The 12300-nt window shown below is 40.2% G+C and carries 9 protein-coding genes; 4 read left to right on the top strand and 5 right to left on the bottom strand.

Going from position 1 to position 12300, the window contains the following annotated elements; all coding sequences use genetic code 11:
* Nucleotides 1-157 precede the first annotated feature (157 nt).
* Nucleotides 158-967, bottom strand: a complete 810-nt coding sequence (locus MSHOH_RS13215) for a methyltransferase domain-containing protein (RefSeq protein ID WP_048140273.1) — start codon at nt 965-967, stop codon at nt 158-160.
* A gap of 424 nt (nt 968-1391) precedes the next feature.
* On the opposite strand from MSHOH_RS13215, the gene MSHOH_RS13210 reads away from it, so the two are divergent.
* A complete protein-coding gene (locus MSHOH_RS13210; protein WP_204245319.1) occupies nt 1392-2144 on the top strand; it encodes a hypothetical protein in 753 nt (250 codons plus the stop codon).
* Nucleotides 2145-2251: 107 nt separating this feature from the next.
* Nucleotides 2252-2770, top strand: coding sequence for an NUDIX domain-containing protein (locus MSHOH_RS13205; RefSeq protein WP_048140271.1), 519 nt, complete (start codon nt 2252-2254; stop codon nt 2768-2770).
* A gap of 1537 nt (nt 2771-4307) precedes the next feature.
* Here MSHOH_RS13205 and MSHOH_RS13195 read toward each other — a convergent pair.
* Nucleotides 4308-4610 carry a GNAT family N-acetyltransferase gene (locus MSHOH_RS13195; RefSeq protein ID WP_239450968.1) on the bottom strand — a complete coding sequence of 101 codons (303 nt, stop codon included), beginning with the start codon at nt 4608-4610 and terminating at the stop codon, nt 4308-4310.
* A 350-nt stretch (nt 4611-4960) separates the two neighbouring features.
* Here MSHOH_RS13195 and MSHOH_RS13190 point away from each other — a divergent pair, with 350 nt between their 5' ends.
* Both MSHOH_RS13190 and MSHOH_RS13185 read left to right on the top strand, forming a co-directional pair.
* On the top strand, nt 4961-5353 hold the full coding sequence (locus tag MSHOH_RS13190; protein ID WP_048140267.1) for a VOC family protein: 393 nt from the start codon (nt 4961-4963) through the stop codon (nt 5351-5353).
* Between the two features lie 639 nt (nt 5354-5992).
* Nucleotides 5993-9505 (top strand): PAS domain S-box protein, encoded by a 3513-nt coding sequence (locus tag MSHOH_RS13185; RefSeq protein ID WP_052730867.1) that lies wholly within the window; start codon nt 5993-5995, stop codon nt 9503-9505.
* Between the two features lie 244 nt (nt 9506-9749).
* On the opposite strand, the gene cydB is transcribed toward MSHOH_RS13185, so the two are convergent.
* From cydB to MSHOH_RS23845, 3 genes are read right to left on the bottom strand one after another with little or no spacing between them, the layout of a single operon-like run.
* Nucleotides 9750-10793 carry a cytochrome d ubiquinol oxidase subunit II gene (cydB, locus tag MSHOH_RS13180; RefSeq protein ID WP_048140265.1) on the bottom strand — a complete coding sequence of 348 codons (1044 nt, stop codon included), beginning with the start codon at nt 10791-10793 and terminating at the stop codon, nt 9750-9752.
* Between the two features lie 2 nt (nt 10794-10795).
* A complete protein-coding gene (locus MSHOH_RS13175) occupies nt 10796-12112 on the bottom strand; it encodes a cytochrome ubiquinol oxidase subunit I (protein ID WP_048140263.1) in 1317 nt (438 codons plus the stop codon).
* Nucleotides 12091-12285: a hypothetical protein gene (locus MSHOH_RS23845; RefSeq protein WP_158024158.1), complete on the bottom strand. Its 195-nt coding sequence runs from the start codon at nt 12283-12285 to the stop codon at nt 12091-12093. The genes MSHOH_RS13175 and MSHOH_RS23845 overlap by 22 nt, the downstream gene beginning before the upstream one ends.
* Between the last annotated feature and the right edge of the window lie 15 nt (nt 12286-12300).

Below are 12300 nucleotides of genomic sequence, written 5' to 3'. Positions count from 1 at the left end.
TAAATATTGCGGCTAATTTATATTTAGAAACTAGAAGTTTTAATTTTACTGACCTCTCATCTCAGCTGCATAAGTCCTATATATTGGAGGCTAGAGGGTTGATCGAATTTATTGCTTCTAACATTTTTCATTTTTAGCATTCATCATTTTTTAGCATTCATTGTTTTTTAGCCGTTATATAAATTCTTTTGAATTTTAAATCAATCATGCCCGAATTATCAGATTGTTCTTTAATAGCCTCTTTGACCAATTCACGAAATATATTTATATAGTCGTCTGTCAAAGTTACTTTGTAAAAAGATTGATTTAAATAACCGTTTTCGGCTCCGGATTGATAAATCTTGTACACCTGTTCAAGAGAGAAGAGATTTGATTCGTCTCGAAGTTCACTATAAATGATATCAAACCCACAGTTCCTGAATAGCTGTTCATATTCCTCTCTGCTCTCGAGGAAAAACCATGGGTTTTCAAAATGTTTAAATATCTCTCGTGTATATGGATGCATACGGATTTTCTCTATCGCTTCAACAAAGTTCGGACAATACAACTGTGTAGCTGGAGCCTGTACCCCTATTCTACCACCTGGCTTAAGTGCATTAAAACAACGAGTTAGTACCTTTTCCGGCTTTTGAAACCACTGGAGAGTCGAGTTACAGACGATAACATCAAAGTTGACAGGCAGCTCAAAATTTTCAGCATCCATCACAGAATAGGTTAAATTTGTAAACTCTTGACTTGAGCTTACCGCCTGTTCTATCATGCCCGGAGAAATATCGATGCCCATTACATTTCCGTCTGTAATCTGTGCGATTTTCTTCGTGATATGACCTGGACCACAGCCCAGATCGAGGACATCTTCTCCCGGTTGAATTGATAATAGGTTCAGAAGGATTTCGGAAGCTGACTTTTGAACCAATGAGTTTTTTGCATACGTAAAAGCCTTGGAGTTAAAATTTACTTCTGACATATTTGGTCTCTCTCCTTGAATCCAATTCCCACTGCTTTCGTTCTGGTAGTCTTATTTTTTACATTACTTGAGATGATACACTGATTTAATAAACATATTTGATATTAGTCAATAACTCTTTATTACTAAAAGACACAAGTTTGCTGCAAATTCTACTGCATTTAACTGGCATTTAGTTTGCATTAATACTTCATTTTTAGACATATTATGGAACTATACTTGCGAAAATACGCTCCTATATAGTCTTTCTGTCCAGAGTCTCAAACAATCAAAGATTCAAGAATAATTATCAATTTTTAAAATAAATGAGAAAGTCAATTTGAGGAATAGATTGTAAAGATTTGAAAAGATTTATTAAAGTTAGTTAAAAATTTCAAATGTGTGAAGTCAAACCTGATTTTGACTCCATACCCGAGGTGGTACGATGAGAAACATTACAAAATATGGCATTTTTTTGGTTTTGGCTCTTTCTTTGCTGACATTAAATGCTTTAAGCAGTAACAATGAACCCATTGGCATTAACATATGTATAGACTTCGTGCCATACACTCATGAGGAGATAAGAGATAACTCTGATACGATTGTAATTGGTACAGTTAAAGAAATACTTCCACCCAGATGGAATACAGAAGACGGAAAACGACCTCATAAATTACTTTATAGTATTGAATATCCTGACGACATTATTTACACTGACATCGTTATAAGTGTTGATGAATACCTGAAAAATCCGTTATCATCCAGAGAGCTTATTGTAAGAGTCACCGGTGGGACGATTGGAGATTTTAGCATGACTACAGACGCCGATCCAAGCTTCAATGCCAGTGAAAAAGTTTTGCTCTATCTGAGAAAAGATACTAATCCGAATACAAAGGATATCGGTCACGAACATTTCATAGTTACAGATTTTTATCGCGGCAAATATACACTAACCGATGATGGGAAAGCGACAACACCCGCCGAAAATACTACTCTAGAAGAATTATTGAGTACAATTAACCAAACAAATGATAAGACAAACAATACCGGAATATTAGACAATATAGAAGCGGCAAGTAAACAAGAAGAAAATTCAACTTCTATTCCGGAATCAAAAAGTGCTCCTTTCGTGAGCTCTTTCTGGATGCTTGCAGCAGTGCTTGGAGCAGTTCATATTGTAAAACACAGGCAGCAATAAGTTATTTACAACTTATTAAATGGCTGTTCTGCTTCATTTAGAAAGTAGCGCCTATAAGTTTATTATGAAACCGGAAGATCAGAGCAGTTTGGTGAGGGAGTGGAAAAATGAGTATTTATAGCAATGGCATTCTTTTATTCAGGTTCAGGAATGAAAAACTCGAAGTAATGCTGGTTCATCCAGGTGGACCAGTCTGGTCAAAAAAAGACTATGGAGTATGGTCAATACCTAAAGGGCTACCCGAAGAGCATGAAAACCCCCTGGACACAGCAAAAAGAGAATTTAAAGAAGAAACAGGTTTTGAGGTTGATGGCAATTTTATTGATCTGGGAGAGTTAAATCAATCCAGCAACAAGATAGTGCACGTATGGGCTCTTGAAAAAGACCTGGATGTAACAAATATTGTGAGTAATACCTTTACGCTTAAGTGGCCAAAAAACTCCGGGAAAATACGGAAGTATCCAGAGGTCGACAGAGCAGGCTGGTTCGATATCGAGCTGGCTAAGAAGAAAATACGAAAAGGACAAATCGGTTTTATTGATAGACTCATAGGTATTCTAAATTACCCTCAGAAGGAAAAGGACTCAGGTAAGGAAAAAAGGTACAGGCAGACTACACTGTTTTAAACGACGACAAAGTTTGATGTCTGGAGAGAAAACTTATAAGACTATAATTATCGTAGACGTTTTCAGAATATAAATGAAAGAAGAAGCTGTATAAGTATACAATTTATTATACTGATGTTAAAAGCGGTCAACTTAGTATGTATAGCGAAATGCAGGCAGGGAATAATTACTGGAACCTGGGAAATCAAAACTTCAAAATATATTTTAAATAAACAGTATCTTCTCCATCAAATCTTTTTTATCGAAAATCTTTTTTATCGATTTTGCTCATGTCCAACCACCGCAAAAACTGAGGGGACTTTAACCCCCTAAGCACATTATACTTTGAGAAGTTCAAATCTTTTGGAATTCAATCCTTACTTAGTGGATCTTGCTCTCGAATATATAAAATACAATATATCAATACGATACCATACAACATCAGACAAAAATCTAGCATAAGAGAAAGGATAATTCACCCAAAAAACCAATTTCTCGAAAAGCGATAGATCTCTATAACCTTCTATCCACATTGATTCGCTTAAAAATCCCTTCCAGATAAGAGATTTTTGCGTACGTTTCCATCGCCTGAATATATGGGCTATTATGAGTAAGAAGGTACAAGCGATTGCGAATTGTTTTTTTGTCATCTTTTCACCCACAACGATTTAATAAACTTAATAAACTTAATAAACTTAATAAAATAATCTCAAATAGGGCAAAATTTCCTGTATTTAGCTAAAGTAGACCTCAAACCAACTTTTTTGGAATTAAAACTCCTGTTAGAAATTATCAAGCTTTTTCAAAAGATAAGAAAATCTTCTTTTTGATAGTTTGATATGTTTAAATACGTCTTCTTTCTCCTATAAATTTTTGCTCCAAAAAGATCTGTAGACTTTTTGAGTGTTTTTTCAGCTGATATCAAACCTATAATTGCAATTTTCTACATTCAGCCTTATGTCCTGCTTGATTGTATGATAGGCTCTTAGCCGTAGGATGGATTTAATCAGTTTACAAAGACATTTATATTTTCTAATCCCACTCCCTCACATCAAAGTTTTTAGTTATTAGGTAACGTGAAAAAGTGTACGCTTTTGTAGAGGTTATGTCATATTTCGCCCAGTTTGTTACGGATTGGGTGCCCTGATGGTGATTTCAGAAAAGAGATGAAAATTGAAGCATTGGAAAAGGAGACTTAATACGCCTTCTTTTTGTGATATTATATTAAAGTTTTGGGTGCTGTGGGGTTTAATGAATAAAAAGTTTAAAGTTTCCGTGTAGATCATATTCAAGAATGAAGAGAAAGAAACGAAAAAACAATTTTTGTACAAAACTGAATAAAAACACTTAAAATATGTGTCTTGCTATCTATAGTAGATTAAATAAAACCAACTAATTAATTCGGAAAACTCTTATTTTCCTTATACTTCTAGCTTAAAAACTCAAGCCTCTTTCCTTTGCCTTATTCTCCAGATAAGCCAAAGCACTCTTGTGTTTTATCCCAATATCTCCAACCCTTCAGGAGTTAGATTCAAAATAAATAGAGCAAGGAGAACATTCAATGAAATAATTGAGTGTCTGTAACATGTTTGGTTTTATGAGGAAACTCCTTTTCAAAATTCTTAAGTTCTTCCTCAGTGACCTCAAAAGAACTTGATGCGAAAAATTTTCCGGATACCTGTTTTAGACTCCCGTTGTAGAGTTCTAATGCCATAAAAGCATCGAAGTTTTCACCGGAAGGTGTTTGAATGTTATATTCTCTGGTATTTCTAAAACCGAACCTTTTATAATATTCCGGATTACCAAAAAGAAATATGGCTTTATATCCCAATTGCCTTGCTTTTTCAATGGAACAGTTCATTAGTAAAGAGCCAATCCCTTTTTTTTATATGAAGGCAATACTTCGAGCGGGCCCATGCACAGGACTTCAAATTCATTGTTCTCATCTTGCTCTCGATCTCATGTTCAGGCTTAACAAAATCCAGTTTCTCCTTTTTACTTATGAGGTAATGGGCTAATTCTCTTACCTTCAAAAAGATAACATAATCCCAGGTGTTTTCTTATTAAATTGGGTTTCATTAAGCACTAGTTACTATAACTTAGTAATGCACTCGCTAACAATTCATTTCGGACAGATGCTGGATGATAATCGTTGCCAGGGTACCTGTCAGTCTTAGAAGAATAAAGAAGAATAAAATGGAGGAATAAGCAATGTTTACACGTATTGACCATGTAGAGATTCTACCGAGTGATTTCGACAGATCAATGGCTTTCTACCAGGATATACTGGAGTTTCGGCTGGTGTCGAGGATGCCAGTGAAGGCCGGACCGCTGAAAGAGATCGCCTACCTGCAACTGGGCGACACCGTCATTGAATTACTGCATATGGAAAATCCCACCCCTACACCCTCCTCGATGACCGTGGGTTATCGTGCGATGGCCCTGGAAGTCAAATCGATGGAAGATGCTATCAACTACTTGCGTGATCATGGTGTCTACGTTACCTGGGGGCCGATAGATCTGGGTGTGTCCATTCGTGCCGAGATTACCGATCCTGATGGCCTGGCCATAGAATTGCGGGAATGGAGGCACAAACCCTGGTAAGCCGGAGATGTTGGCAGAAAGCTTAAAACAACAAAAAAAGCTATACTGTTAAACTATTAAGCTATTTTATTACTAGGGGAGCGCAGAAAGGTACGAATACCCAGCCCTTAAAGTAGGGGATAAAGTGAACCCTTGCCTCTTTTTGAAAACCTTGTGAAAGGATATCATGAACTATTCCCGATTAACCGGGCGGGAGGCCTGAAGAATACCCCTCCTTTTGGATGGGGTGGCCGCCCTTAATTTGATTTCTTCAGGATATTTGCGGACATTTTTCGATAGGCAGTTAGCGTTAATTTGGACGTTAGATTGCCTGTAGAGATGCCTGCATTCAATACCGACGCTGTCGAAGACTCTGTGAAGCCTTGAATTTTTCATAATAAAGAGGTAAGGAAGCTGTTTTTCATTGAGTGTAGAGGTTTCACGTGAGTTTAAAATCGTATCCAGATGGCTTCTTAGGATGTAAAATAATATTATAGAGCAATTTTATAAATAATAGGTAAAGAATTAACTCTTTGCAAGATATTATTAGAGATCTGCTTGAGACCACATTTATGTCAAATTCTATTAAACAAAAGGATCAGATAAAAAGATGTTTAATGGAAGTATTAATGTCTGCTTTAAAAGAGGGATCGGGGAATTATGGGAGCTTCTAACCTTCCAGAGAAGGATGAACTGGAGATCCAAATGCAAAAACGGATCGCTGAATTGGAAAAGGCTAATCAAGACTTGCGTGCCGAGAATATGGCACTGAACCGGGATATCACCAAGCACAAAAGGGCTGAGGAAGAATCGGGCCAGAATGAGCAACATTTTGGGCTGAAGCTGGAGAATAACCTCTCAACTTCCAGGAAGGCAGAAAACCTTGAGCTGGCAGAGATCATTGATATTCAGGCAGTCCAGTCCATCATAGATGACTTTTATAAATTTGCTCACATTACCATGGCCTTACTTGATCTCAAAGGCAATGTTCTGATAGGTGTTGGATGGCAGGATATCTGCACAAAGTTCCATAGGGTTCACCCCGAAACCTGCAAGCACTGTGTGGAAAGTGATACAAAGCTGTCCGCAGGCGTTCCTCCTGGAGAGTTTAAGCTCTACAGGTGCAAAAACAACATGTGGGACATAGTAACCCCTATCATTGTTGATGGCCATCACATCGGCAATATCTTCTCAGGTCAGTTCTTTTTTGACGACGAGCCTGTGGACTATGAACTCTTCCGAACACAGGCTAGAAAATATGGATTTAATGAGGAAAAGTACATAGCAGCTCTGGAAAAAGTTCCACGGCTGAGCAGAGAAACTGTCGAAAATAGCATGTCCTTCTTCATGAAACTTGCCAATATGCTCTCACAGCTAAGCCACAGTAATATCAAGTTAGCCCAGTCCCTGGAGGAACGCAATACTCTGGTTGATGATTTAGACCGTGCCCAGGCCGTGGGAAATGTAGGAAGCTGGCGTCTGAATGCGCATAAAAACGAATTAACATGGTCCGATGAAAATCATCGTATCTTCGGCATTCCAAAGGGTACTCCTTTGACCTATGAGACTTTTCTTTCAACAGTTCATCCAGATGATAGGGAATATGTCAATAAAGAATGGGAGGAAGGGCTAAAGGGTAAGCCATACGACATCGAGCACCGCATTATCGTAGACGGTAAGATCAAGTGGGTACGTGAAAAAGCATATCTTGAGCTTGACAAAGATGGAGCTGTCGTAAACGGTTTTGGTATAACCCAGGATATAACTGAGCGCAGGCAGGCGGAGCACCAGCTAAGCAACGAACTGGCGCGAGCTACCGGCTTATACGAGCTCTATACCCGATCATCGAACCTATCAGACCGCGAACTCTACGATTTCGCACTCAATCAAGCCGTCAAGGTAACTGATAGCATGATCGGCTTCTTCCACCTCGTCTCCGAAGACGAGAAAGAGATCATCCTCACCACCTGGAACCAGGAAGCATTGAGATCATGCACGGCAGGGAACGAAGGGCACTACCCTATTGAAAAGGCAGGTAACTGGGTCGATTGCGTCCGGCTAAAGCGGCCGGTGGTCTACAATGACTTTCCTTCCTCACCGAACCAAAAAGGGCTGCCGGCCGGACACGCTGCAGTGAAGCGATTCATGAGCGTGCCGGTCATAGAGAACGGCAAGGTGAGGATCATCTTCGGTGTGGGCAACAAGGTGGATGAGTACGACGACCGCGATGTCATGCAGCTCCAACTGGTGGCTAATGAGCTTCACAAGATTATGAAGCTGCGTCGCATCGAGAACGAGGTCCGGGAGAGCGAGGCTTTTCTCCGAGACATCATGGAGAACGTCTCAGACGCCATCTTCGTCAAGGATAGAGAAGCCCGGATGATCCTGGCAAACCCCGCTTACTATAGGCTTATTGGCAAATCCCCTGAAGAGGTCCTCAATAAGACCGTTGCCGATTTTCACCCTCCTGAGATAGCCAGGAAGCTAGCAGAGGGTGACAAACGAGTCATGGAGGCTGGAAAAGGGACAACCTTAGAGGAGAGAATATTTACATCACATGGATGGCGCATCCTCCAGACCGTAAAAGCACCGTACTATGATGGACAGGGCAACATCATAGGATTGATAGGAGCAGCGAGGGACATCACCGAGCGCAGACAGGCAGAAGAAGCTCTAAAAAAAGCACATGATAGTTTAGAAAAACTAGTCGAAGAGCGTACAGCAGAACTTGAGAAATCATACAACTCATTGAAGGAAAGTGAAAAAAGTCTTTCTGAAGCCCAAAAAATCGCTCATATTGGAAATTGGGATTGGAATCTTATAACCGGTAAAATATGGTGGTCTAATGAGCTTTATAGAATTTTTGGACTAAACCCTCAAGAGTTACCTCCAGCTTATGGCGAATTTTTAAATTACATACATCCTGAAGATCGATGCTATGTGGATGAGTCGGTTAAACAAGCTTTAAACGGGAAATCTTACAGCATTGATAATAGGATTGTTTTAGACAATGGGGAAAACCGCGTAATCCACGTACAGGCAGAGGTTGTCATTGATGATAAAAATACTCCTATTAGAATAAAAGGAACAACGCAGGACATAACTGAGCGTAAGAAAGCAGAAGAGAAAATTAGGATATTAGCGGATGCTGTGGAATCGTCAAATGATGCTATTGTAACAGAGTCTCTCGATGGTAATATTACCAGCTGGAATAAAACGGCAGAGGATATTTACGGTTATTCAGCTGAAGAAACTCTGGGGAAAAATGTCTCAATCCTTGAACCAGAAAGTGTTAAAGGAGAAATAAATAAGATAATTGAGCGAGTAAAACAGGGAGAAAAAATCCAGCATTACAAAACTTTACGGCAAAAAAAGGATGGCACAATAATAAATGTTTCAATAACTTATTCTCCGGTTTTTGACGCTTCTGGAAAGCTAATGGCTATCTCAGCTATTGCAAGAGATATTACTGAGCAAATAAATGCGGAAAGACTACTGGCAAAAGCCGAAGAAGCCAGAAAAAAAGAAATACATCACAGAATCAAAAATAATCTCCAAGTGATCTCTTCGCTTCTTGACTTACAGGCTGAAAAGTTCAGAAGCAGAGGATCTGCTGAGGATCTGGAAGTTCTTAACGCTTTCAGGGAGAGTCAGGATAGAGTAATGTCAATTGCGTTTATCCACAAAGAGCTGCACGAAGGTAGAGGAACCGATAAACTAAATTTCTCACCATACCTGAAAAGGCTTGTTGAAAACCTTTTCCAGACTTACAAACTTGGCAATCTCGATATCAGCTTAAATTTGGATGTTGAAGAAAACATCTTCTTTGATACGGATATTGCAGTTCCGTTAGGAATGATTATTAACGAACTTGTTTCCAATTCCTTAAAGTATGCATTTCCAGATAAAAGAACAGGAGAAATCCAGATTAAACTCTTTAGTGAAGAAGCTATCAGTGAGCCGGATACCAGAGGGGAGCTTTTCAAAAAAGGTAAAAGATATACCTTAATTATTTCAGATAATGGGATTGGTATTCCCAAGGAAATAAACTTAGAGAATACGGAGACTCTTGGTGTGCAGCTTGTAAATATCCTGGTAGAACAGTTAGACGGTCAGGTTGAACTTAAAAGAGATAATGGTACTGAATTTGTAATTAGCTTCGGCGCAGAATAAAAAGAGAATTAATAAAACACAAGTAAAACATAAGTTTTCTATTGCTGTCGAGGGTATATTTGCACTATTTCATAATAAAAGAGGTAAGAAAGCTGCTTTTTAACCAGGTGTAGAGGCTCTGTATGAGTTGGAAGAAGCCAGAAACATTTGACATGTGTGGTGTTTTAATTATGGTATCTGTCTACGGTTATCTATGCTTCGTAGATGAAGTGACAGAAGAAGTAAAAAAATAAGAGAAAACAGGTCAGTAACCGACCTGTTCTATTTCTGTTATCTTTTCCCTGAACAGAGTATACGCCCACAGCTGGTAGATAATTACTATGGGCACGAATACCAGTGCTCCTCCCAGCATGATGCTCAGGGTCATATGGCTTGATGCTGCCTCAAAGATATCTATTCCGTATTCAGGAGAAACAGAGGACTTAAGCATGTAAGGATAGATACTTGCAAGCCCGCTTTGAACTACGAAAAGAAGCGCCAGGAGATTGCTGCAAAAGGCCGGAAATTCCCTGTCCTTTTTTGCAAAGAACACAGCAAGGGCAGTTGTCATTACCGCAAGAATTGGCAATAAGTACAGAGCCGGTGTAGCTGAATAGTTGATTGTAAAACCATCTATACCCACAAATGAGTATGCCAGATAGACCAGAGCGAGTACAAGTACAGTAAGAGTGCTCTTCTTTGCCAGATCACCCGCTTTTGCGGCTATGGCACCTTCGGTCTTGATACTGATCCAGAGCGCACCTGAAGTAACATTCATAAGCACGAACAGGATACTGCCTATCAATGCATACGGGCTGAAAAGTCCGAGAAGGGTACCCATGTAAACTCCTCCTGAAGCGATTTCGAGCCCCTTAAAGAAGTTCGCAAATGCGACTCCCAGGACCAAAGAGATCAACAGGCTTCCGACGAACCATCCCCACGTAAGGGCTTTCTGTATCCGGGGACTCTCATCCTTGTGGAGATATTCTACGGAAATGCCCCTTGCGATCAGGCCTATGAGCAGCAACATCATAGGAAGATACAGGAAAGTAAACATCTTCGAGAATACCAGAGGGAATGCAGCAAATGTTCCGCCTGCAGCCAGTATTAACCATACCTCATTACCACCCCAGAAAGGACCCACAGATCTCTGGATTTGTATCATCTGCACCTTATCTGTGGCAATAAAGGGTGCCAGAAGACCTGCTCCAAGGGAAAATGAGTCTACAATGAAGTAAACTCCCCATATCACACACCACAGGAAGAACCAGATAACAGTAAGCATATCATGGGTAAGGAAATCGAACATCTTCACTCAGCTCCTGTAGCATTGACTACGGTTTTCTTTATGAGGTATATCTCAAAGACCATAAGGATAAGATAGAATGCGCTTATAAGGACAATACTTAATAACACATCCGAGATGGGAACCGATGATATGCCATTAGCTGTTTTTAATAAACCGTATACTATCCACGGCTGCCTTCCTACCTCGGCTACAATCCAGCCCGCAGTGATGGCGATATACGGAAGAGGAATAGACCACATCAGTAGCTTCAGATACTTATCCGATGTGTACAGCTTGCCTGACTTTTGAAGGTATAAGCCCAAAAGAGCCTCTATGATAAACAGGGATCCCAGAATTGTCATCAGCCTGAAGCTCCAGAACACCATTCCTACAGGCGGTAGTTCATCCTGAGCTAACTGGTTAAGTCCTGTTATTGTTCCGTTGAAACTTCCTGTATACAGGAAACTTGCAAGACCTGGAATTTCCAGCAACTGAACACTGTTGGAACCAGTGCTTGAATCAGGTACCTGTATCAGATACATGGGCACTCTGGAACCTGTTTCCCATACCGCATCCATTGCCGCTCCTTTGGCGGGCTGAAGCTCGGCAACATATTGCGCATAACCGTGACCAAGAACCGGAAGCAGGACTGCAGTAATGAGTGCTATGGCAACTGCTATCCTGAAAGACTTCCTGAACACCTCATTGTTGTTCCTTTTAAGGAAATGATAAGCACAGATCCCCATGATCAGGAATGCGGTCAAGAGGTAAGCTGAAAGCAGAGTGTGTATCAGCATGTACCACACATAGCTGTTTGTAAGCAGGGCAAAAAAATCGGTCATAACCACCTTGCTCCCATCAGCAGCCATTTCGTAGCCAACGGGATTCTGCATAAAACCGTTAGCAGTGATAATCCATAATGAAGATATGTTAGTACCCAGAGCGACCATCCACATGGAAAATGCCTTTAGTTTCTGACGGGAGCGGTCCAGGAATATCCATGCGCCAAAGAAAGTACCTTCAAGGAAGAAAGCCAGTAATGCTTCCACGGCTAAAGGCGGTCCAAAGACATCTCCCATGAATTCCGCATATGCACCCCAGTTCGTACCAAACTGGAAAGTCATTGCAAGACCTGTTACCAGACCTATTGCGAAGTTTATCTTGAATACCCTACCCCAGAAATCGGCCATCCTTCGCCAGGTTTCATCTTTATTTTTGTAGTATATTGTTTCCATGCCCGCTACTAACAGTGCGAGTCCCAGTGTTAGTGGAACGAACAGGAAATGGAACGCAACTGTTATGGCAAACTGAAGCCGGCTTAATAAAAGTAACTCAACCATTCGTTATCCCTCGTTTTTTTGCGCTGAAGCAAGCCGATGTCTTCCGTCACGACTTGCAGATCATCTTCATGCTCAATCTCATCAGTGAGAATCTGAAGCACAATGTTGTGTTTCACCGGATCTTTCTCTTTGACCATCTGAAGGATATACAATTGTACACCTGGATAACACACCGTTCCCCTTTGATG

The sequence above is a fragment of the Methanosarcina horonobensis HB-1 = JCM 15518 genome (genome assembly GCF_000970285.1).
Lineage (GTDB): Archaea > Halobacteriota > Methanosarcinia > Methanosarcinales > Methanosarcinaceae > Methanosarcina > Methanosarcina horonobensis.
Note: the sequence above shows the minus strand (reverse complement) of the source record. Positions and strands in the feature narration are given on the sequence as shown.

Coding starts and splice junctions, on each gene's coding strand:
- MSHOH_RS13195 (WP_239450968.1), bottom strand. CDS start 4,610: ATGAACTGTTCCATTGAAAAAGCAAGGCAATTGGGATATAAAGCCATA.
- MSHOH_RS13185 (WP_052730867.1), top strand. CDS start 5,993: ATGGGAGCTTCTAACCTTCCAGAGAAGGATGAACTGGAGATCCAAATG.
- cydB (WP_048140265.1), bottom strand. CDS start 10,793: ATGTTCGATTTCCTTACCCATGATATGCTTACTGTTATCTGGTTCTTC.
- MSHOH_RS13205 (WP_048140271.1), top strand. CDS start 2,252: ATGAGTATTTATAGCAATGGCATTCTTTTATTCAGGTTCAGGAATGAA.
- MSHOH_RS13215 (WP_048140273.1), bottom strand. CDS start 967: ATGTCAGAAGTAAATTTTAACTCCAAGGCTTTTACGTATGCAAAAAAC.
- MSHOH_RS13175 (WP_048140263.1), bottom strand. CDS start 12,112: ATGGTTGAGTTACTTTTATTAAGCCGGCTTCAGTTTGCCATAACAGTT.
- MSHOH_RS13190 (WP_048140267.1), top strand. CDS start 4,961: ATGTTTACACGTATTGACCATGTAGAGATTCTACCGAGTGATTTCGAC.
- MSHOH_RS13210 (WP_204245319.1), top strand. CDS start 1,392: ATGAGAAACATTACAAAATATGGCATTTTTTTGGTTTTGGCTCTTTCT.